Genomic DNA, 21,196 nt, shown 5'->3' with positions numbered 1-21,196 from the left:
GACCGGATGGTCGGGCGCTCTTTCGTGGTGGAGTGCCCGACTTCGGAGCAATGCCACAGCTCCAGGCAAGGTTCTCCTGCGGTACCGTCGCCACACTCTCCACTGTCGTAAAGGAATTCTTCGTACTAGGGTGCGGCGTGGAAGGTTAGTTCCAGGCGGCGCGAGGGGAGAAGTGGCGTGAACAGGTGGAAGCGGCTAGCCCCGGTCACTGCCGTGGTGGCCTCGGCCGCGATGGTGCTGACCGGTTGCGGGGGCTCCGATGGTGGCGACAAGGTCGACGACAGCAAGCTCACGGTCTGGATGATGGGCGAGGGCGGCGACGCGCAGAACGCCTTCCTGGACGGGGTCGAGACCGAGTTCCGGCAGAAGCACCCGGATACCGACGTGGTGGTGCAGTACATCCCCTGGCTCGAGGCGCCCAAGAAGTTCCAGGCCGCGCTCGCCGGCGGCGAGGGGCCGGACATCACCGAGCTGGGTAACACCGAGACCCAGGGTTGGGCCGCCCAGGAGGCGCTCGCCGACGTGAGTGGACGGATGGGCGGCTGGGCCGACGGCAAGGACCTGCTGCCCGACCTGGTCAAGAACGCACAGCTCGACGGCAAGCAGTACGGCGTGCCCTGGTACGCCGGCGTGCGGGCCATCTACTACCGCACCGACTGGTTCGCCGAGGCGGGCGTGCAGCCGCCGAAGACCTGGGACGAGTTGGTCAGCGTGGCCAAGACGGTGCAGGCGAAGAAGAAGGGCACCTACGGCATCGCGCTGCCGGGCAACTCCGAGCTGCCGTTCTACTCCTTCCTCTGGGGCGCCGGCGCCGAGATCGCCAGCAACCAGGGCGGCACCTGGAAGTCCGGCTACACCACCCCGGAGGCGCAGCGGGCGGTCAAGTACTGGACCGACCTGGTGACCGTCCACAAGGTGGCCCCGCCGGCCGCGGCCGGCTGGAACGAGGTCGACGCCCGCACCCAGTTCGCCACCGGCAAGGCGGCGATGGCCTTCGCCGGTAGCTGGCAGCAGGGGGCCATGAAGAAGGACAACCCCGAGATCGCGAAGGTCTGGGGTACGTTCCCGATCCCCGGCCCGGACGGCAAGGCGGCACCCGGTTTCGCCGGCGGTTCGGACGTGGCGATCTGGCAGGACAGCGAGCGCCAGAGCCTGGCCTGGGACTACCTGACCGTGCTGCTGAACAAGAAGAACGCGCAGAGCTTCGCCAGCAGTCTCGGCTTCTTCCCGGTCTACCAGGACCTGGTCGCCGGCGGCACGTACGCCAACGACAAGGTGATGGCGGCGTTCGCGACCACCATGCAGAACACCAAGCTCACGCCGCTCACCCCGAAGTGGGTGGAGGTCAGCCGCACCAAGACGGTGACCCAGGCGATGAACAGCTCGGTCATGAAGGGTCAGAAGACGGTCGAGAAGGCTACCGCCGACGCGGCCGGTGAGATGGAAGGCATCTTGAACAGCAAGTGAGCTTACTGACAAGAGCCTCGGAGACGGCCGCTGCGCGGGAGAACCCCGCGCGGCGGCGTCGCCGGGTCGACCGCCTGCCCTATCTGCTGCTCCTGCCCGCGATGGTGATCATCGGAGTGCTGCTGCTCTGGCCGCTCGGCCAGGTGGTGGTGATGTCCTTCTACAAGCTGAACAACGTCCGGCAGCTGCGCGGGGACCGGGAATGGCCGTGGGTGGGGCTCGGCAACTACGCCGACATCCTCTCCGATCCGTTCTTCCTGACCGTCCTGCGCAACACGGTTCTGTTCGCGGCCGCCAACGTGCTGCTCACGATGATCCTGGGCACCCTGGTCGGGCTGCTGCTCAACCGGCTCGGCCGCAAGATGGCCACCTTCGTGGCGAGCTGCGTGATGCTCGCCTGGGCCACTCCGGCGCTGACCGGCACCATCGTCTGGAAATGGATCTTCGACGACACCAGCGGCCTGGTCACCTGGCTGTTCAACGCGCTGCCGGACGGCCTCTCGAATGGCCTGTTCGGGCGCAGTGACTGGACCGGCTACGGCTGGTTCAACTCACCACTGCTGTTCTTCGCCATCCTGACCCTGGTGGTGGTCTGGCACTCGTTCCCGTTCATCGCGGTGAGCGTGCTCGCCGGCCTCAAGAGTGTGCCCAGCGAGCTGCACGAGGCCGCCCGGGTGGACGGCGCCGGCCCGTGGCGGGTGTTCTGGAAGATCACCTTCCCGCTGCTGCGCCCGGTCTTCGGGATCCTGATCGTGCTCTCCACCATCTGGGACTTCAAGGTCTTCACCCAGCAGTTCGTCCTGGCCGGTGGCACCCAGGACCGGCCGACGTTCATGCTCTCGATCTACTCGTACGCGGAGGCGTTCTCGCCACCGCCGAAGTACGGCCTCGGCGCGGCCATCGCGGTGATCCTCACGCTGATCCTGCTCGTGGTCACCGGCTTCTACGTACGGATGGTGCTCAGGCAGGAGGACGAGTGATGAAGAAGTTCGCCCTCAACGGCGCCGGGGTGCTGGTCGCTCTCTTCGCGGCGTTCCCGGTCTACTGGATGATCTCGACTTCGCTGAAGCCGAGCAAGGAGATCTTCTCCTCCACTCCGCAGCCGGTGCCCGCGCACCCGACGCTGGCGCACTATCGGGAGATCCTGACCGGCAACCTGATCCCGGGCGTGAGCTTCGCCGACTTCTTCCTCAACAGCGCGGTGGTCGCGATCTCGACGGTGGTGCTCAGCGGCCTGGTCGCGCTGCTCGCCGCGACCGCGGTGGCCCGGTTCCGGTTCAAGCTGCGGACCAGCTTCCTGATCATGCTGCTGGTGGTGCAGATGATCCCGCTGGAGGCGTTGGTCATCCCGCTGTTCCTGATGATCCAGCGGCTCGGGCTCTACAACACCCTGCCCAGCCTCATCCTCACGTACCTGGGCTTCTCCCTGCCGTTCGCGGTCTGGATGCTGCGCGGGTTCGTGGCCGCCGTGCCCAAGGAGTTGGAGGAGGCGGCGGCCATCGACGGGGCCAGCCGGGCTCAGACCTTCCGCCGGATCCTCTTCCCGCTGGTCGCCCCCGGGCTGGTGGCGACGAGCATCTTCTCGTTCATCACGGCCTGGAACGAGCTGATCTTCGCGCTGACGTTCATCAACGACCAGAGCAGCTACACCCTGCCGGTGGCGATGACCTTCTTCTTCGGCCGGGACGACACCAACTGGGGGCCGGTGATGGCCGCGTCCACCCTGTTCACCCTGCCGGTCATCATCTTCTTCCTGCTGGTGCAGCGCCGGATGGTCTCGGGTCTGGTCGCCGGCGCCGTGAAGGGCTGACCAGCCACATCGTTCGGGGGCTGACCAGCCACGTCGTCGCGAGCCGACCAGCCGTAGGCTGGCCGTCATGACGGGCAGGGTGGCAGCGGTGAACCTCGGCGTGGTGACCGAGGCGGAGTGGGCCGGCGACGCGAGCGGCCGCAGCGGCATCGACAAGCGGCCGGTCGACGGGCCGGTGCCGGTGCTCGCCAGCGGCCTGGCCGGCGACTTCATCGGCGAACGGGCGCACCACGGCGGGCCGGACCAGGCCGTCTACGCGTACGCCGAGGAGGACGCCGCCTGGTGGTCGGCGGCGATCGGCCGGACCGTCCGCCCGGGCGGCTTCGGCGAGAACCTGACCACGTACGCGGTCGACGTGACCGGCGCGGTGATCGGTGAGCAGTGGGCGATCGGCACGGCTCTGCTCCAGGTGACCAAGCCGCGCACGCCGTGCGCCACGTTCGCCGGCTTCTGGGGCGTCCCCGACCTGATCAAGCGCTTCACGGTGCGGGCGACGCCCGGGGCGTACCTGCAGGTCCTGAGCGCTGGTGAGATCGGTGCCGGCGACCCGATCGAGGTGGTGGAGCGGCCCGCGCACGGGGTGACCATCGGCGAGGTCTTCCGGGCCACCACCCTGGAGCCGGAGCTGCTGCCCCGGCTGCTCGACGTGGAGGAGCTGCCGGAGCGGATCCGGGAGAAGGCCCGCCGCCGTCTCGCCAGCCGCCCCTGACCAGAGTTCCGACGCGTGCCGGAGCCCTCGGCCGGTGGAGGTGACCGAGGGCTCCGGGCCGCACCGGGCAGGCCGGCAAACCGGTCAGGTGCGGCTGGTTGCCCAGTCGCCGCAGACCGTGTTGCCCAGGCTGCCCACCCGGGTGCAGATCCGGATGGTGATGTACCGGTTCTCCGCCACGTCCTCGTTGCACGTCAGGATGTAGTCGGTCTCGCCGCAGGTCCCGGTCCGGCCATAGCTCGTGTACCACTCCGCGTACGACGACCAACCGCCCGGATATTCGTCCCAGTGCGTCACGATGACGTAGTCGCCGTTGCTGCGGTAGTCCGCGGTCCCGTAGTCGTTGTACGAGTAGGTGTCCGCGCTCGCTGGCGCTGTCGCACCGAAAACGAGAGCCAGGGTCGCCGCACCCGAGATGGCCAGTGTCCTGAGTAGCTTCATGGTTCGTCCTTGCTCTGCGTGGGTGAGCGACCTGCGGTCGTGATCGCTCGGTGGACCCAGTAGAGCGCCGTCGAGTGTTCGCCGGAAGGACCAGAGGTGTTCGGAACAGGCCCGAACACGGGAGCAGAAAAGCGGCGGGGCCGAACTGCAGCGCAGTCCGACCCCGTCAGCGGCTCAGCGGAGCCAGGGAACGCTGCGGTCCAGCAGACCGCGCTCCTTGAGCTCCTTGCGCAGCGGGATCTCGTCGTCGACGTACCCGTCCCAGTTGATGCCCCAGTAGTTGGCGGTGTGGGTGCCCTCGCCGAGCAGCTGGCGCTGCACCGGCGTGCGGTTGCGGTACCACTCGCCGTCCTTGTCGGGGTGCAGCTCGTCCAGCGGGCGGATCCACCGGTAGGTGTAGCCGACGAAGAGCATCTTGCGGGTGATGTTCGACAGGTTCGTCGACCGGGAGTGCCACTGCCGACGGTCGAAGATGAACGCGTCGCCCGGGTTGGCGGTGATCTCCACCGTGCCCTCCGGGTCGGGGTTTTGCACGCTCAGGTCCTTGGGCCGGGGCAGCGAGTTCCACAGGTGGCTGCCCGGGATGACCTTGGTGGCGCCACGGCCGGTCTCGGAGAGGTCGGAGAGTACGTACGCGACCTTGAGCGAGAACATCGGCCGGGGGAGGTTCGGGTCCATCGTCTCCGGGTCGGAGTTCTGCCGGTACCCGTCCTGGTGCCATCCCCAGTACGGCTTCTCCGGCTCGAGCGCCGGCGGGGTGACGTCCAGGTGGTTGTGGTGCGAGTAGATGTTCCAGCCGGCCAGCCCCCACATGTACGGGAAGGCGATCGGGTGGGTGAGCAGGTCACCGAAGAGCTCGTCCCGCTCCGGGAAGCCCAGCAGGTGCAGGGTCCCGTCCTTCGTGGTGTTGCCCTTGGCCTTCTCCTCCGCGTAGACGCGGTCGACCGCCGCCTCCAGCGCCGCCCGGTGGTCCTCCGTCAGGACGTTGCGCAGCAGGAGGAAGCCCTGCTCGTGGAACTCCTTGCGGTCAGTGTCGCTGATCGGTTCGTAGCCGGTCCGGTCGCCGTAATCGAACACCGCGTCGTACCCCTCCCCATGAGGTGAATCTGTTTCTGGCACAGGCCGCCGATCGTAACGCGCTTACCTCGGAGCTGGGGAGGGCGTGCGGCGAGGGCGGTGCCCGGCCGGACCATGTGCAGCGGGACTAACGCACAGAGTGAAAACTCTGGGGTGAATGATGACTTATGGCGCGCATTGCCCGATTGTGCGGTGACTGCCGGTAAGGAGATCCGGGCCGGTCACCCCTCGGCGAACACCTCGGCCACCACTTGGCCGGTCGGGCCCGGATCGCCGGCCACCCGCTCCCAGGTGCCGTCGCGGGCGGTCCACTCCAGGTCGCCGAAGCGCACCAGTTTCACGCCGTGGTCCTGCGCGTGCGACACCAGCCAGTGCGCGTACCGCCAGCCGTCGCGCTGGTCGCCCGCGACCACCGCCAGCCCGGTCTGATCCGCCGGCTCGGTGCCCTTCAAGCCCCAGTCCAGCACCAGGTTGCGGGTCAGCTGCGCGGCCGCCGCCGCCCCGCGCATCACCGGGGTACGCCCCACCGTGCAGGCGACCGCGCTGGTGGCGTCGCCCAGCAGCGCCCGGCTGAGCACCTCGGAGTCGTCGGCCCACTTCTGGTACGCCTCGGGGTAGGCCGACCGCTGCACCCGCTGGGCGGCGTCGGTGATCCGCATCTTCTCCCAGCCGCGCACCTTCTTGAGCGCCGTGTAGAACCGCTTCGCCGCGTAGCGCGGATCGCGGATCTGGGCGGCGGTGCCCCAGCCCTGGCTCGGGCGCTGCTGGAACAGGCCGAGCGAGTCGCGGTCGCCGTCGGCGAGGTTGCGCAGCCCGGACTCCTGGTAGGCGGTGGCCAGCGCCACCACGACCGCCCGCTCGGGCATCCCGCGTTGGGCGCCGATCGCCGCGATGGTCGCCGCGTTGGCCATCTGGTCGGCGTCGAGGGCGACCCGACCGTCGGCCTGGACCGTGCACTTGCGTGCCGACAGTGGCAACTGCAGGCGGTCGCCGACCTGCCGTACGACGAGCCAGATCGCGATCACGGCGACGAGGATGAGTACCACTCCACCCGCCACGGTTGCCCGAGTTCGCACTCACACCCCCACCTCGACAGTCCGCCAAGCGTACGTCCCCAGCCGCGCCCTCCGGGTCGTCCGAGCGGTTCGGGGCGTGGTGTTCCGGCGCGAACGGATTCGAGGTCGCTGCGCCGACCCGTACCGATCCACGGCATTCCCGCTCCGGATGCGGTCTCACCTCCCCGTATTGCCTCGCGGCCCACCCTTGCTCGTCGAGAATCGGGTCATCTGATGCGGATCCCGCTCGCCCCGGGCGAGCGCGCCGCGTCGGGCCTGCTCGACCTGTTGTGCGTGTCACCGCCTCGACCGCTTCGGGAAGTGGTTGACCGGTCAAGGACTTACTACGGTTGACATGTCAATCGCTGGTCCGTCTGGTCGTACACATCGGCGACCGGACCGGGTCACGGAGCAAGGAGGAGTTCCATGGGAACGCTCGACGGCAAGGTTGTGCTCATCACCGGCACCGGCGGCGGTCTGGGGCGCGTCGCGGCGCAGATCTTCGCGCGCGAAGGCGCGAAGGTCGTCGGGGCCGACATTCAGGTTGCCGGCAACAACGAGACGGTCGAACTCGTCCGCAGCGCGGGCGGTGAGATGACCGGCATCGCGCCGGTCGACCTCACCGACACGGAGCAGGTGCGAAAGCTCGTCGAGGACGCTGCGGCCGCCTACGGCGGGCTGGACGTGGTCTACAACAACGCAGCCGCACTCCGCTTCGGCCCGATGCCCGATTTCTCCGTGGAGGACTGGCGGTACACCATCACCGGCGAACTCGACATCCCGTACTTCGTGTCCAAGTTCGCCTGGCCGCACCTGGTCCAGCGCGGCGGAGGCGTCATCATCAACGCCGCCTCCATGGCCGGAATGATCGCGGGTCACGTCCCCCCGATGGTCGGCCACACCGCGGCGAACGCCGGCGTCATCGGCCTGACGCGACAGCTCGCGCTCGAGGGCGCACCGCACGGCATCCGGGCGGTGGCGGTCAGCCCTGGGCCGATCATCAGCCCGGCCAGTGAGCGCGACCTGGGCGACAACCAGGAGGCCCGGGCCGCGATCACCGGCAAGACGCTCCTCAAGCGCTTCGCCCAGCCGGAGGAGGTCGCCGAACTGGTGGTGTTCCTCGCATCGGACCGCGCGTCGTACATCACCGGGGCGAACTACCCGGTCGACGGCGGCGCGACCGCCTGGTGACCGGACCGGAAGCCGGGACGCCGCCGCCCACGGGCGACGTCCCGGCGTCGGCCGGTCTGAGCTGAACCCTCGGTGTCAGGCCGACTGGTCTCCGGTACCTCCGTCGAGAGCGGCCACCCATCGAGCCAATCGTTTCGCGCGGAACGCGGTGACCCCCTCGATCCCCTCGTCGGAGAGGAAGTAGCCGGTCGACAGCGCGGACAACCGAGCCAGCTCGCCGCGCAGCTCGCCGGTGCTCGGCCGGCGCAGCAGCTCCTTCGCCCCGGCCAGCGCGCCGGGCGCGCCGCGTACGAGAGAGTCGCAGTAGCCGCGCACGGCCGCGTCCAGCCCGTCCGCCGGCACGGCGGCGGTGACCAGGCCGATCTCGGCGGCCCGGCGGCCGTCGAAGGTGTCCCCGGTCAGGTACAGCTCGGCGGCGGCGCGGGGGTGCAGCCGGGGCAGAACGGTCGCCGAGATCACCGCGGGGATCACCCCGATCCGCACCTCGGTGAAGGCGAACGTCGCCTCCTCGGCGCAGACCGCCAGGTCGGCGGCGGCGATCAGGCCCAGCCCGCCGGCCCTTGCCGGCCCCGCGACCCGGGCCAGCACCGGCTTCGGGCACTCCCAGAGCGCGGCGAGCACGTCCCCGAGCATGCCGGCCGGCACCGTCCCGCTGGCGTACGCCGCTGCGGTCTCCTTCAGGTCGGCCCCGGAGCAGAAGACCGGCCCCGTGTGGTCGAGCACGATCACCCGGACCGCGTCGTCGGCGACCGCGTCGGCCACCCCGGCCAGCAACTGGGTCATCAGGCCGGTGGAGAGCGCGTTGCGGTTGTGTGGGCTGTCCAGGGTGAGGGTGGTCACCCCACGGGCCGTGGCGACCCGCACGAGGACGTCGGGAGAGGTCATGCCGGGCACACTAGTGGCCATGCCCGGCGTCCTTCCAGATGGTGAGACCGTCCCCGTCGACGGATCGCTGCCCGCCACCGCAACCGCCCAGGTCGGCGCGCGCGGCTTCGGCGTGTACGTGCACGTCCCGTTCTGCGCCAGCCGGTGCGGCTACTGCGACTTCAACACCTACACGGCCGCCGAACTGGGCGGCGGCGCGAGCCGCGAGGGGTACGTGGACACCGTTCTGGCCGAGCTGGCGCTCGCCGCCCGGGTGCTCGGCGACAGCCCACCGCCCCGGGTCGACACGGTCTTCGTGGGCGGTGGCACACCCACCCTGCTCCCCGCCGACGACCTGGCCCGCATCCTCGACGGCATCGACCGCACCTGGGGGCTTGCCGCCGACGCCGAGGTGACCACCGAGGCCAACCCGGAATCGGTCACCCCGGAATCGTTGAAGCTGCTGCGGGCCGCCGGCTACACCCGGATCTCGCTCGGCATGCAGTCCGCCGCCCCGGGGGTGCTGGCGATCCTCGACCGCAAGCACAGCGCCGGCCGGGCCACCGCTGCCGCACTGGAGGCGCGCGACGCCGGCTTCGAGCACGTCAACCTGGACCTGATCTACGGCACTCCGGGGGAGCGGGCGGAGGACTTCGCCGCCTCGCTGGAGCAGGTGGTGGCCGCCGGGGTGGACCACGTCAGCGCGTACGCCCTGATCGTCGAGGACGGCACCCGGCTCGCCGCTCGGATGCGTCGCGGCGAACTCCCGTACCCCAGTGACGACGTCGCCGCGGACCGCTACCTGGCCGCGGAGGCCGCCCTCGACGCGGCCGGCCTCTCCTGGTACGAGGTCTCCAACTGGGCGCGCACCGACGACGCCCGGTGCCGGCACAACCTGCTCTACTGGACCGGCGCGGACTGGTGGGGGCTCGGCCCCGGGGCGCACAGCCACGTCGGCGGGGTGCGCTGGTGGAACGTCAAACACCCCTCGGCGTACGCCCAGCGGCTCGCCGCCGGTGCGTCTCCGGGCCTGGCCCGGGAGGTGCTCACGGCCGACGAGACGCACATGGAGGATGTGATGCTCCGGCTGCGGCTCGCCACCGGGCTGCCGCTGGCCGTGCTCGACGCCACCGGCCGGGCCGGTGCCGAGCGGGCGTTGGCCGACGGCCTGCTGGCCGCTCCGGAATACGCGGCCGGCCGAGCGGTGCTCACCCTGCGCGGTCGGCTGCTCGCCGACGCCGTGGTGCGCGACCTGCTCCCCTGACCGGGCCCGGTGCCGCCACCGGCGGATCGGACGGCAGTGCACCGGGTCGGCCAGGGGAGTGGCCGACCCGGGTCACTTGATCATGTTGACCGAGAGCGGGTAGCGGTAGAGCGAGCCCTCGTTGGCCTTGATGCCAGCGATGATGCCGAAGACGGCACCGAGGATGATCGCCGCCGCGACCGGGATGAAGCCGATCACGATGCAGGCGAGGATCCAGCCGACCAGGCCGATGATCGACCAGAGGAGCTGGAAGTTGAGCGCCGCCACGGCGTGCGCCCGGACCGTCGGGGACTGGTTGCCCCGGGCCAGCAGTGCCACCAGCGGGCCGATCCAGCCGAGCACGCCGCCGCTAATGATCATCCCGGCGGCGCCACCGAAGTGCGCGACGAGCGCCCAGGTCTTGTCCTCGTTGTTGGCGAAGCCGCCACCGGGACCGCCGTAGGCGCCACCGGTCGGATATCCGCCAGCCGGGTAGCCGCCTGGCGGAGGGTAGCCGCCCGACGGCGGTTGGTCACCGGTGGGCGGCGGATAGCCACCGGCCGGGGGATAGCCGCCCGGGCCGGGTGCCCCGGACAGTGGTGCGGTGGGTGGCTCGGCCGAAGGGGCCGGAGCTGGGGGAGCTGGCGGGGAGGTCGGCTCCGGCGGATACGCGCCGGGGTCTCCCGCACCGGGAGGGCGAGGTGGTTCAGTCATGGTTGTCACGGTAAGGGCCCGTAGCAACGCCGCACCAGAGCGACACCGCCGGGTCGGCCCGGCTGAACGGACACCGGTGTCCTTGATCATCGCGTCAGCGGGTCTGCCGACGTAGACTGGCACTCGTTACAGTCGAGTGCCAGGACGGTCCGCCGGCCCACAGTGCCGGCGGCCGACGTGCGACAGGAGGTGCGGAGGATGGGTCTCGACGACCGGAAGCTCGCCGTGCTCCGCGCGATCGTCGAGGACTACGTCTCCACCCAGGAGCCGGTCGGCAGCAAGGCGCTGGTCGAACGGCACCAGCTCGGGGTCTCCCCGGCCACGGTCCGCAACGACATGGCCGTGCTCGAGGAGGAGGGCTACATCCGGCAGCCGCACACCAGTGCCGGCCGGGTGCCCACCGACCGCGGCTACCGGCTCTTCGTCGACCGGCTGTCCCGGGTCAAGCCGCTCAGCCCGGCCGAGCGCCGAGCCATCGAGCGCTTCCTGGTCGGCGCCGTCGACCTCGACGACGTGGTGCACCGCACCGTACGGCTGCTCGCCCAGTTGACCCGGCAGGTGGCCGTCGTGCAGTACCCGAGCCTGGCCCGCTCCTCGGTCCGGCATCTGGAGCTGGTGCCGATCTCCACCACCCGGCTGATGCTCGTCATGATCGCTGACACCGGGCGGGTGGAGCAGCGGCTCGTGGAGCTGCCCGGGCCGGTGCCCGCCGACGACGTCACCGACCTGCGCCGGCTGATCAACGAGAAGCTCGCCGGCGCCCGGCTGTCCGAGACGCCGCCGCTGGTGCAGGTGCTGGTCGAGGAGGCGCCCGTCACGCTGCGCCCGATGATGACCACGCTCGCCACCGTGCTCCTCGAGACGCTGGTCGAGCGGCACGAGGAGCGGATCGCGCTCGCCGGCACCGCCAACCTCACCCGGGGCGGCCTGCTCGACTTCCAGGGCTCGCTGCGGCCGATCCTCGAGGCGCTGGAGGAGGAGGTCGTGCTGCTCAAGCTCATCGGCGAGACCGAGCCGAGCACGACCCGGGTGCTGATCGGCGACGAAAACGAGTTCGACAACCTGCGCGCCGCCTCGGTGGTCAGCACCGGGTACGGCCCGGGCGCCACCATCGTGGGCGGCCTGGGGGTGCTGGGCCCCACCCGGATGGATTACCCCGGCAACATCGCCACGGTGCGCGCCGTGGCACGCTACGTGGGCGAGTTGCTGGCCCAGAACTGATCGGTCAGGGCCGATGCGGCCGGCTGCGGCCGCCGACCGGCGCAACGCGAGACGAACATGAGGACACGGAACGCAGTGGCCAGGGACTACTACGGCATTCTCGGTGTGAGCCGGGAAGCCTCCGACGATGAGATCAAGCGCGCCTACCGCAAGTTGGCGCGCCAGTTCCACCCGGACGTCAATCCGGACCCGGAGGCACAGGAGAAGTTCAAGGACATCAACGCCGCGTACGAGGTCCTCTCGGACGACCGGAAGCGGCAGATCGTCGACCTGGGCGGTGACCCGCTCGCCCCGGGTGGCGGTGGCGGTGCCGGCGGCCCGGGTGGTCCGGGTGGGGCCGGCCCGTTCGTCGGCTTCCAGGACATCATGGACGCGTTCTTCGGTGGTGCGGCGGGTGGCGCCCGCGGCCCGCGTCCCCGCACCCGTCCGGGTGCCGACGCGATCCTGCGACTCGAGCTCGACCTGCACGAGACGGCCTTCGGCGTCGAGGCGCCGATCACCGTCGACACCGCCGTGCTCTGCACCACCTGTTCCGGTGCCGGCACGGCCGCCGGCACCCACCTGGCCACCTGCGAGGCGTGCGGTGGTCGGGGCGAGGTGCAGTCGGTGCAGCGCACCTTCCTCGGCCAGGTGGTCTCCGCCCGGCCGTGCACCGTGTGCCAGGGCCACGGCACCACCATCCCGCACCCCTGCCCCACCTGCGCCGGCGACGGCCGGGTGCGCACCCGCCGTTCGCTGACCGTCAAGATCCCGGCCGGGGTCGAGGACGGCATGCGGATCCGGCTGGCCCAGCAGGGCGAGGTGGGCCCGGGCGGCGGCACCGCCGGTGACCTCTACGTGGAGATCCACGAGCGGCCGCACGACGTGTACTCCCGCAAGGGCGACGACCTGCACTGCCGGGTCACCGTTCCGATGACGGCGGCGGCGCTGGGCACCCGGCTGACCATCAAGACACTGGACAGCGAGGAGACCGTCGACGTCAAGGCCGGCACCCAGCCGGCCAGCACCCTGCGGCTGCGCGCTCGGGGCGTTCCGCACCTGCGCGGCACCGGCCGGGGTGACCTCTACGTGCACCTCGACGTGCGGACGCCCACCAAGCTCGACCCCGACCAGGAGAAGATGCTGCGCGACTTCGCCAAGACCCGGGGCGAGGAGGTCGCCGAGTTATCCAAGCAGGGCGGCTTCTTCTCCCGGATGCGCGACGCGTTCAACGGGCACGCCTGAGGTGTCCGCGCCGCTGTTCCTGGTCGAGGCGCTGCCCACCGGCGACGCGCTGACCCTGGACGGCCCCGAGGGGCACCACGCCGCCACCGTGCAGCGCCTCCGGGTCGGCGAGGAGCTGCTGCTCGCCGACGGTCGAGGTGGCACGGCCGCCGCCGTGGTCACCGCCGTCGGCCGGGGCAGCCTCGAGCTCACCGTCACCTCCCGGGGGTACGCGGACGCGCCCGTGCCCCGGCTGGTGGCCGTGCAGGGCATCGCGAAGGGCGATCGGGGTGAGCTGGCCGTCCAGGCGATGACCGAGGTCGGGGTGGACGAGATCGTGCCCTGGGCGGCGTCCCGCTCGGTGACGCAGTGGCGGGGCGACCGGGGCGTACGCGCCCGGGACAAGTGGGTGGCCACCGCCCGGGAGGCGGCCAAGCAGGCCCGCCGGCCCTGGCTGCCGGTCGTGGCCGGTGCGCCGGACGAGTCCACCGCGACGGTGGCTCGACGGATCGCCGGGGCCGCCGCCGCCTTCGTGCTGCACGAGGAGGCCGACGAGCGGCTGACCACCACCGAGCTGCCGGCCACCGGCGAGATCGTCCTGGTGATCGGCCCGGAGGGCGGCATCGCCCCAGCCGAGCTGACGGCGTTCCGTGAGGCCGGCGGCCGGCCGGTCCGGCTCGGATCGGCGGTGCTGCGCACCTCCACCGCCGGGGTGGCGGCGCTCGCCGTGCTCTCCACCCGCCTCGACCGCTGGTAACCCGCCCACCCCTCGCCCCTATTGCGCGCCGGCCCCCTTGCGCGTCGGCCCCCTCACGCGTCGGCCCCCTCACGCGTCGGCCCCCTCACGCGTCGGCCCCCTTGCGCGTCGCCCCCCTCGCGCGCCGGCCCCCTTGCGCGCCGGCCCCTCGGGCGTCGGCCCCCCTTGCGCGTCGGCCCCCTCGCGCGCCGCCACCCTCGCGCGTCGGCCCCCTCACGCGCCGGCCCCCTCACGCGCCGGCCCCCTCACGCGTCGGCCCCCTCACGCGTCGGCCCCCTCACGCGTCGGCCCCCTTGCGCGTCGGCCCCCTTGCGCGCCGGCCCCCTCACGCGTCGATCTAGGGCACATCGTCGTTGCTGGAGATCAGCTAGCGACGACATGCCCTAGATCGACGCGCGAGCGTTGCGCGAGCGACGCGCGAGCGTCGGGGGAGGGGTGGGGTGAGGGGGGGTCAGCTGCGTAGGTAGGAGGCGCCGTTGAGGTCGATGATCGTGCCCGAGGCCCACTCCGCCTGCGGCGAGGCCAGCCAGTGCACCGCGGCGGCGATCTCCTCCGGCCGGGCGACCCGGTCGAACGGGCTCTGCGCCCGGATCGCCGCACCCCGCTCACCGCGCAGGTGCTCGGTGGTCATGTCGGTCGCCACGAAGCCCGGCGCGACGGTGGCCACCGCGATGCCGTACGGCGCGAGGGCCACGGCGAGGGACTGGCCCAGAGCGTTCAGCCCCGCCTTGCTGGCGCCGTACGCCGGCTGCTCCGGCTCGCCGCGGAAGGCGCCCCGGGACGAGACGTTGACGATTCGGCCGCCCCGCTCCCGCATGTGCTGGGCGGCGCACCAGGTGACGTTGCCGGCGCCGGTGAGGTTGGTTTCCAGCACCTGCCGCCAACGCTTCTGCCACTGCTCGTAGGAGGCGCCGAAGATCGGGTGCGGGTCGTCCCGATCGCCGTACGTGCCGGCGTTGTTGACGAGCACGTCCAGGCCGCCCAACAGCTCGGCGGCACGGTCGACCATGGCGCGGACCGCGTCCGGGTCGGTGAGGTCGGCGCGGACCACCACATGCCCGTCGCCGGGCAGTTGTGCGCGGACCTCCTCGGCCGCCTCGGCCGAGTCGCGATGGTGGATCGCCACCCGATCGCCGCCGGCCGCGAACGCCATCGCCGTCGCCCGACCGATGCCGCGCGAGGCCCCGGTCACCAGTACCGCCCGATCCGTCATGGCGGCCATCCTGCCTGAGCCGGTCGCCCTGCGAACAGCCGGTGGCGCATGCTGCGTCGGAGCGCTCCCGGCCCGGTAGTCCTTACACTGCCCCGATGGGATCCGACTGCCTGTTCTGCCGCATCGTCGCCGGGGAGATCCCGGCCACCGTGGTCCGGGAGACCGCCACCACCCTCGCGTTTCGGGACATCGGCCCGAAGGCGCCGGTGCATGTCCTGGTCATTCCGAAGGAGCACTACGCCGACGTGGCCACCCTCGCGCAGGGCGATCCCGCGCTGGCCGGCGAGGTGCTGGCCACGGCCGCCGCCGTGGCCGAGGACGAGGGGCTGCTCGGCGACGGCTTCCGGCTGATGTTCAACACCGGGGCGTACGGCGGGCAGGAGGTGTTCCACGTGCACGCACACCTGCTCGGTGGCGCGCCACTCGGCCCGATGCTCACGCGGGACCTGGCATGAGCGGTGGCACCGACGCCGGCCCCGGCATCGACGAACGGCTGGGCCGGTTGGTCCGCCGGGTGCAGGCCGACGCCCGCGTGCCGGCGGTGTCGGCGGCGCTGCACCGGGCCGACCGGCCCCTGTGGAGCTGCACCGTCGGCGAGACCGGCGGCGACCGTGCGCTGTCGCCGCAGACCCGTTTCCGGATCGGCTCGATCACCAAGACCTTCACCGCCGTGCTCATACTTCAATGCCGAGACGACGGTCTGCTCGATCTGGACGATCCGGTGGGCCGACACCTCGACCTGCCGGCGCACGGTGAGCTGACCGTCCGCCGGCTGCTGTCGCACACCGCCGGCCTGCAACGCGAGCCGTTCGGCGATGTCTGGGACAGTCTCCGCGCACCGGACTCCGACCAACTGGTGGCCGAGCTCGACCGGGCCGAGCGGGTGCTGCCGCCGGCCCGCCGCTTCCACTACTCCAACCTGGGCGTGGCCGTGCTCGGGCAACTGGTGGGCCGGCTCCGCGGCGGCAGTTGGGCAGAGGTGCTCGCCGAGCGGGTGCTGACGCCACTGGGGCTGACCGAGACCAGTGTGGCTCCCGGGTCGGAAGCGGCCACCGGGTTCCTGGTCGACGCGTACTCCGACGAAGCGCACCCGGAGCCGCCGACCGACTTCGGCGCGGTCGGCCCGGCCGCCCAGCTCTGGAGCACGGCGACCGACATGGCCCGCTGGGCGGCGTTCCTCGCCGACCCGGCGGCGCTCGACCCGCCCGGCGCGGTGCTCGCCCCGGCCACCCTCGACGAGATGCGGTGGCCGCTGACCACCACCGACGAGACGCTCTGGGGTGCCGGCTTCGGGCTCGGCCTGATTCTGATCCCGCAGGGCGAACGCGTGGTGCACGTGGGGCACATCGGTGCGATGCCCGGATTCCTGGCCGCCGCGTACGGCCGACGGGGTGGGGACGGCACGGCGGGCGCGATGGGCGCCGCGGTGCTCGGCTCCTCCGGCACCGCCGCGGAGCTGTTCGATCTGCCGCACCGGCTGCTCACCGCGGCCGTCGAGCACGACCCCGCCGAGATCGAGCCGTGGCGGCCCGGGTCGCCCGCTCCGGCCGCCCTGCGCGGCCTGCTCGGGCGCTGGTGGGGTGAGGGTTTCGAGTACGTCTTCACCTGGCACGACGGCAGCCTGCGGGCCCGTGGGGCCGGTGACCCGCCGGGGGGCCCGCCGGCGGTCTTCGCCCCGCTGCCGGACCGCCCGGACGTGTTCCGTACGGTCTCCGGCCGGGAGGCCGGTGAGCTGCTCAGACTGACCCGGGACGAGGTCGGCACGGTGGTCCGGATGCACTGGGCGACGTACCGGTTCAGCCGCCACCAGGAGACCTTCGACCGGTACGACTTCCGGGCCGGGGGATGATCGCGGCCAGCGGAAATGGGCGCGGTGCGGGCCGGGTTGAACGGATACGATGGGTGTAACGTCCGCACGCCGTGCCAGCTGGGCCGGCGCCGAGATCGAGAGCAGGTGGCGCAGGGCCCTTCGGCCCAACCTATGACCGGCACCCCACCTCCCGGCCCGCCCCGGGTGCAGACCAGGATCACCGTGCCCGACCCGAAGATCATGGTCAATCTGCTCGGCGCGGGCGACGAGATCCTGCGACTCGTCGAACGCTCGGTCACCAGTGACGTGCACGTCCGTGGCAACGAGATCACCATCACCGGCGTGCCCGCCGACAATGCCCTCGCCGAGCGGGTCTTCAGTGAGCTGCTCGAACTCATCGAGAAAGGCGAGACCCTGACCAGTGACGCCGTCCGGCGTACCGTCGGCATGCTCGAGCAGGGCAGCGCCGAACGACCCGCCGACGTTCTGACGCTCAACATCCTCTCCCGGCGCGGGCGCACCATCCGCCCCAAGACCCTCGGGCAGAAGCGCTACGTCGATGCCATCGACTCGAACACCATCGTCTTCGGCATCGGGCCGGCTGGCACCGGCAAGACCTACCTGGCGATGGCCAAGGCCGTCCAGGCGTTGCAGGCCAAGCAGGTCAACCGGATCATCCTGACCCGGCCGGCGGTGGAGGCGGGCGAGCGGCTGGGCTTCCTGCCCGGCACGCTCAACGAGAAGATCGACCCGTACCTGCGCCCGCTCTACGACGCGCTGCACGACATGCTCGACCCGGAGTCGATCCCGAAGCTGATGGCCGCGGGCACCATCGAGGTCGCCCCGCTGGCATACATGCGGGGCAGGACGTTGAATGACGCGTTCATCATCCTGGACGAGGCGCAGAACACCACGCCCGAGCAGATGAAGATGTTCCTGACCCGGCTCGGCTTCAATTCCAAGATCGTCGTGACCGGTGACGTCACCCAGGTGGACCTTCCCGGCGGGACGACCAGCGGTCTCCGCGTCGTCCGGGAGATCCTGGAAAACGTCGACGACGTGCACTTCTCCCAGTTGTCCAGCTCCGACGTGGTTCGCCACCAGCTGGTCGGGCAGATCGTCGACGCGTACGCCCGCTGGGACGCCGAGCGGGAGAACCAGCAGGCGCAGGGCGTCCATGCCGTTCCCGGGCGACCCGCCCAGGGCGGCCGGGCCGGCCGGCGCCGCTAAAGCAGAGGAAAGCAGTTGTCCATCGAGATCGCCAACGAGTCCGGTGTCGAGGTTGACACCGACGCCGTGCTCGCCGTCGCCCGGCACGCACTCGACGAGATGGGGGTCAACCCCCTCGCCGAGCTGTCTGTGCTGCTGGTCGACATCGACTACATGACCGAGCTGAACCACCGCTGGATGGGCGGCGACGGGCCGACCGACGTGCTCGCCTTCCCCATGGACGAGGGCAGCGTCGACCACGGCCCGGGCGAGACCGCCCCGGCCGGCGGCGAGCCGGCCCTGCTCGGTGACATCGTGCTCTGCCCCGAGGTGGCCGCCAAGCAGGCGGCGACCGCCGGGCACGCCCCCGCCGACGAGCTGCACCTGCTCACCGTGCACGGGGTGCTGCACCTGCTCGGCTACGACCATGCCGAGCCGGAGGAGGAGCGGGAGATGTTCGGGCTCCAGGCCCGACTGCTGTCGAGCTGGCGGTCGACCCGCAACCAGTGATGCCCATCCCGCTACTGGCGGCCGGCCCCACGGCCGGCCTGCCCGACCTGCAACTGATCTTCTTCGCGGGGGCCCTGGTGGTGCTCGCCGGTGTGATCGCGATGACCGAGGCTGCGCTCGCCGCGGTCTCCCCGGCGCGGGCCGCCGAGCTGGCCCGGGACGGCGTACGCGGCGCCCGGACCCTCCAGGTCGTGGCCGGCGACGTGGTCCGACATCTCAACCTGCTCCTGCTGCTGCGGCTGCTCGCCGAGTTGACCGCGACCACACTGGTGGCGCTGGTCGCGGTGGACAGCTTCGGCGCCGGCTGGCGGGCCGCACTGGTCACCGCCGGTGCGATGACGGTGGTCAGTTTCGTGGTGGTCGGGGTGGCTCCGCGCACCATCGGCCGGCAGCACGCGTACGCCGTGGGGCGGGCCGTCGCGCCGCTGGTCCGCTGGCTGGGCCGGGCGCTCAACCCGCTCGCGTCGCTGCTCATCCTGATCGGCAACGCGGTCACGCCGGGGCGCGGCTTCCGGGAGGGGCCGTTCGCCACCCAGGTGGAGCTGCGGGAGCTGGTCGACCTCGCCGAGCAGCGCGGCGTGGTCGAGCACGGTGAGCGACAGATGATCCACTCGGTCTTCGCGCTCGGCGACACCATCGCCCGTGAGGTGATGGTTCCGCGTACCGAGATGGTGTGGATCGAGGAGGGTAAGACGCTCGAGCAGGCGCTGGCCCTCTTCCTGCGATCTGGTTTCTCCCGCATCCCGGTGATCGGCGAGAGCGTCGACGACGTGCTGGGCGTGCTCTACCTCAAGGACCTGATCCGACGTTCCCGGGGCGGTGACCCGGCCGCCGAGCAGTTGCCGGTGGCCGAGTTGATGCGCCCAGCCACCTTCGTTCCCGAATCCAAGCCGGTCGACGACCTGCTGTCGGAGATGCAGGCGGCGCGCAACCACCTGGTCATCGTGGTCGACGAGTACGGCGGCACCGGCGGCCTGGTCACCATCGAGGACATCCTGGAGGAGATCGTCGGGGAGATCACCGACGAGTACGATGTCGAACGCCCGCCGGTCGAACGCCTTCCGGATTCCTCGGTGCGGGTCACCGCCCGCCTTCCGGTGGAAAATCTGGGCGAGCTGTTCGACACCGACCTGCCCACCGACGAGGTGGAGACGGTCGGTGGCCTGCTCGCCCAGTCGCTGGGGCGGGTGCCGATTCCCGGAGCCGAGGCCGAGGTGGCCGGTCTTCGGTTGATCGCCGAGGGCACCACCGGCCGGCGGAACCGGATAGACACCGTCCTGGTCAGCCGGGTGCAGTCGGGCGACGAGCAGGACAGCGCGGGGCACACCGGCCACCGCGACGATCAAGATCACAATCGAGACGAGGAGAGGCAACCCGCCGATGCCTGAGACACCCGCCGTGCCCGCCGCCCGGCCCAGCCCCACCGCGTCGGCCCCGCTGAGCGCCGAGGACGGCAAGCTGGTCGTCCTGGCGCGGGGAGCCCGTGCGCGGGTCGGCGCCGTCGAGGGCGCCGCGGTCCGGGACCAGGACGGCCGGACGTACGCGGCGGCCAGCGTCGCGCTGCCCTCGCTGATTCTCACGGCGTTGCAGTTGGCGGTCGCGTCGGCCGTCGCGGCCGGGGCGAGCCGGTTGGAGGCGGCGGTGGTGGTGACCGAGGCGTCGACGCTGGACGGCGCCGGGCACGCCGCGGTCCGTGACCTCGCCGCGGAGGCTCCGATCCACGTGGCCGCCCCGGACGGCACCCTGCTCGGCACGGTGACCCAGTGACCCGGGGCGTACGGGATCCCGAGCCGCAGCCGTACCGGGCCGGGTTCGGCTGCTTCGTCGGCCGGCCCAACGCCGGCAAGTCCACGCTGACCAACGCCATCGTCGGCACCAAGATCGCGATCACGTCGAACAAGCCGCAGACCACCCGGCACGTCATCCGGGCCGTGCTGCACCGTCCGGAGTCGCAGCTCGTCCTGGTCGACACGCCGGGCCTGCACCGACCTCGTACGCTGCTCGGCGAGCGCCTCAACGACCTGGTGCGATCCACCTGGACCGAGGTCGACGTGATCGGCCTGTGCATCCCGGCGGACGAGCCGGTCGGGCGCGGCGACCGCTTCATCACCGGCGAGCTGGCCGAGCTGAAGGCGACCGTGCTCGCGGTGGTCACCAAGACCGACCTGGTGGACAAGCGCCGCCTGGCCGAGCAGTTGCTCGCGGTCAGCGAGATGGGCGAGTTCGCCGAGATCGTTCCGGTGAGCGCGGTCTCCGGGCACCAGGTGGACACGCTGGTCGACGTGATGACCAAGTACCTGCCACCGTCGCCGCAGCTCTACCCGGACGACATGCTGACCGACGACCCGGAGCAGGTGCTGGTCGCGGAGCTGATCCGGGAGGCGGCTCTGGAGGGGGTCCGGGACGAGCTGCCACACTCCATCGCCGTGGTGGTGGAGGAGATGATCCCTGAGGGCCAGGTCATGAAGATCTACGCCGACCTGTACGTGGAACGGCCCAGCCAGAAGGCGATCGTGCTCGGCCACAAGGCGAGTCGGCTCAAGGAGGTCGGCACCACCGCCCGCAAGCAGATCGAGGAGTTGCTCGGCACCCGGGTCTACCTGGACCTGCATGTGCGGGTGGCGAAGGACTGGCAGCGCGACCCGAAGCAGTTGCGCAAGCTCGGCTTCTGACCCGCGCGGCCCGCGCGGCCGCAGCCTCGA

22 protein-coding genes are annotated in these 21,196 nt (G+C 71.3%); 16 read left to right on the top strand and 6 right to left on the bottom strand.

Features of this window, described 5'->3' with window-relative positions; all coding sequences use genetic code 11:
• Window positions 1–177 precede the first annotated feature (177 nt).
• The 4 genes from V6V47_RS22580 to V6V47_RS22565 all read left to right on the top strand — a co-directional run bounded on the left by V6V47_RS22580 (window position 178) and on the right by V6V47_RS22565 (window position 3,986).
• Window positions 178–1,467, top strand: a complete 1,290-nt coding sequence (locus tag V6V47_RS22580) for a sugar ABC transporter substrate-binding protein (protein WP_334630301.1) — start codon at window positions 178–180, stop codon at window positions 1,465–1,467.
• Window positions 1,464–2,447 (top strand): carbohydrate ABC transporter permease, encoded by a 984-nt coding sequence (locus V6V47_RS22575; protein ID WP_334630300.1) that lies wholly within the window; start codon window positions 1,464–1,466, stop codon window positions 2,445–2,447. The genes V6V47_RS22580 and V6V47_RS22575 overlap by 4 nt, the downstream gene beginning before the upstream one ends.
• Entirely contained in the window at window positions 2,447–3,277 is an 831-nt protein-coding gene (locus V6V47_RS22570) for a carbohydrate ABC transporter permease (RefSeq protein ID WP_334630299.1), read from the top strand. The genes V6V47_RS22575 and V6V47_RS22570 overlap by 1 nt, the downstream gene beginning before the upstream one ends.
• Before the next feature lie 67 nt (window positions 3,278–3,344).
• Entirely contained in the window at window positions 3,345–3,986 is a 642-nt protein-coding gene (locus tag V6V47_RS22565) for an MOSC domain-containing protein (RefSeq protein WP_334630298.1), read from the top strand.
• Between the two features lie 84 nt (window positions 3,987–4,070).
• On the opposite strand, the gene V6V47_RS22560 is transcribed toward V6V47_RS22565, so the two are convergent.
• The 3 genes from V6V47_RS22560 to V6V47_RS22550 all read right to left on the bottom strand — a co-directional run bounded on the left by V6V47_RS22560 (window position 4,071) and on the right by V6V47_RS22550 (window position 6,580).
• Complete coding sequence (locus tag V6V47_RS22560; protein WP_334630297.1) at window positions 4,071–4,427, bottom strand: hypothetical protein; 357 nt, start codon at window positions 4,425–4,427, stop codon at window positions 4,071–4,073.
• Between the two features lie 174 nt (window positions 4,428–4,601).
• Window positions 4,602–5,504: a phytanoyl-CoA dioxygenase family protein gene (locus V6V47_RS22555; RefSeq protein WP_334630296.1), complete on the bottom strand. Its 903-nt coding sequence runs from the start codon at window positions 5,502–5,504 to the stop codon at window positions 4,602–4,604.
• A 221-nt stretch (window positions 5,505–5,725) separates the two neighbouring features.
• Window positions 5,726–6,580 (bottom strand): hypothetical protein, encoded by an 855-nt coding sequence (locus V6V47_RS22550; protein WP_334630295.1) that lies wholly within the window; start codon window positions 6,578–6,580, stop codon window positions 5,726–5,728.
• Between the two features lie 405 nt (window positions 6,581–6,985).
• Here V6V47_RS22550 and V6V47_RS22545 point away from each other — a divergent pair, with 405 nt between their 5' ends.
• Entirely contained in the window at window positions 6,986–7,750 is a 765-nt protein-coding gene (locus V6V47_RS22545; protein WP_334630294.1) for an SDR family NAD(P)-dependent oxidoreductase, read from the top strand.
• A gap of 75 nt (window positions 7,751–7,825) precedes the next feature.
• Here the strand turns inward: V6V47_RS22545 and V6V47_RS22540 are convergent, their stop codons facing one another.
• Window positions 7,826–8,635, bottom strand: a complete 810-nt coding sequence (locus tag V6V47_RS22540; RefSeq protein WP_334630293.1) for an enoyl-CoA hydratase-related protein — start codon at window positions 8,633–8,635, stop codon at window positions 7,826–7,828.
• 19 nt (window positions 8,636–8,654) lie between these two features.
• Between V6V47_RS22540 and hemW the strand changes: the two genes are divergently transcribed.
• Window positions 8,655–9,878 carry a radical SAM family heme chaperone HemW gene (gene hemW, locus V6V47_RS22535; protein ID WP_334630347.1) on the top strand — a complete coding sequence of 408 codons (1,224 nt, stop codon included), beginning with the start codon at window positions 8,655–8,657 and terminating at the stop codon, window positions 9,876–9,878.
• Window positions 9,879–9,950: 72 nt separating this feature from the next.
• Here the strand turns inward: hemW and V6V47_RS22530 are convergent, their stop codons facing one another.
• Window positions 9,951–10,571, bottom strand: a complete 621-nt coding sequence (locus V6V47_RS22530) for a DUF4870 domain-containing protein (RefSeq protein WP_334630292.1) — start codon at window positions 10,569–10,571, stop codon at window positions 9,951–9,953.
• Between the two features lie 198 nt (window positions 10,572–10,769).
• Here V6V47_RS22530 and hrcA point away from each other — a divergent pair, with 198 nt between their 5' ends.
• From hrcA to V6V47_RS22515, 3 genes are all read left to right on the top strand, one after another.
• Window positions 10,770–11,792, top strand: coding sequence for a heat-inducible transcriptional repressor HrcA (hrcA, locus tag V6V47_RS22525; RefSeq protein WP_334630291.1), 1,023 nt, complete (start codon window positions 10,770–10,772; stop codon window positions 11,790–11,792).
• Window positions 11,793–11,867: 75 nt separating this feature from the next.
• Window positions 11,868–13,016 (top strand): molecular chaperone DnaJ, encoded by a 1,149-nt coding sequence (gene dnaJ / locus V6V47_RS22520; protein ID WP_334630346.1) that lies wholly within the window; start codon window positions 11,868–11,870, stop codon window positions 13,014–13,016.
• 1 nt (window position 13,017) lies between these two features.
• The gene (locus V6V47_RS22515) at window positions 13,018–13,752 is read left to right on the top strand and encodes a 16S rRNA (uracil(1498)-N(3))-methyltransferase (RefSeq protein WP_334630289.1); all 735 of its coding nucleotides are present in this window, start codon (window positions 13,018–13,020) and stop codon (window positions 13,750–13,752) included.
• A 451-nt stretch (window positions 13,753–14,203) separates the two neighbouring features.
• Here the strand turns inward: V6V47_RS22515 and V6V47_RS22510 are convergent, their stop codons facing one another.
• Window positions 14,204–14,965: an SDR family NAD(P)-dependent oxidoreductase gene (locus V6V47_RS22510; protein WP_334630288.1), complete on the bottom strand. Its 762-nt coding sequence runs from the start codon at window positions 14,963–14,965 to the stop codon at window positions 14,204–14,206.
• Between the two features lie 95 nt (window positions 14,966–15,060).
• Here V6V47_RS22510 and V6V47_RS22505 point away from each other — a divergent pair, with 95 nt between their 5' ends.
• From V6V47_RS22505 to era, 7 genes are all read left to right on the top strand, one after another.
• Window positions 15,061–15,420 carry a histidine triad nucleotide-binding protein gene (locus V6V47_RS22505; protein WP_334630287.1) on the top strand — a complete coding sequence of 120 codons (360 nt, stop codon included), beginning with the start codon at window positions 15,061–15,063 and terminating at the stop codon, window positions 15,418–15,420.
• Entirely contained in the window at window positions 15,417–16,814 is a 1,398-nt protein-coding gene (locus V6V47_RS22500; RefSeq protein WP_334630286.1) for a serine hydrolase domain-containing protein, read from the top strand. Before V6V47_RS22505 ends, V6V47_RS22500 begins: the two co-directional genes overlap by 4 nt.
• Window positions 16,815–16,946: 132 nt before the next feature.
• Window positions 16,947–18,005, top strand: a complete 1,059-nt coding sequence (locus tag V6V47_RS22495) for a PhoH family protein (RefSeq protein ID WP_334630285.1) — start codon at window positions 16,947–16,949, stop codon at window positions 18,003–18,005.
• A gap of 15 nt (window positions 18,006–18,020) precedes the next feature.
• Complete coding sequence (gene ybeY / locus V6V47_RS22490) at window positions 18,021–18,494, top strand: rRNA maturation RNase YbeY (RefSeq protein ID WP_334630284.1); 474 nt, start codon at window positions 18,021–18,023, stop codon at window positions 18,492–18,494.
• Window positions 18,470–19,882, top strand: a complete 1,413-nt coding sequence (locus V6V47_RS22485; protein ID WP_442934285.1) for a hemolysin family protein — start codon at window positions 18,470–18,472, stop codon at window positions 19,880–19,882. Before ybeY ends, V6V47_RS22485 begins: the two co-directional genes overlap by 25 nt.
• The gene (locus V6V47_RS22480) at window positions 19,875–20,261 is read left to right on the top strand and encodes a cytidine deaminase (RefSeq protein WP_334630281.1); all 387 of its coding nucleotides are present in this window, start codon (window positions 19,875–19,877) and stop codon (window positions 20,259–20,261) included. Before V6V47_RS22485 ends, V6V47_RS22480 begins: the two co-directional genes overlap by 8 nt.
• On the top strand, window positions 20,258–21,166 hold the full coding sequence (era, locus tag V6V47_RS22475) for a GTPase Era (RefSeq protein ID WP_334630280.1): 909 nt from the start codon (window positions 20,258–20,260) through the stop codon (window positions 21,164–21,166). Before V6V47_RS22480 ends, era begins: the two co-directional genes overlap by 4 nt.
• Window positions 21,167–21,196 lie beyond the last annotated feature (30 nt).

Source organism: Micromonospora sp. CPCC 205539 (genome assembly GCF_036906815.1).
GTDB lineage: Bacteria > Actinomycetota > Actinomycetes > Mycobacteriales > Micromonosporaceae > Micromonospora.
Note: the sequence above shows the minus strand (reverse complement) of the source record. Positions and strands in the feature narration are given on the sequence as shown.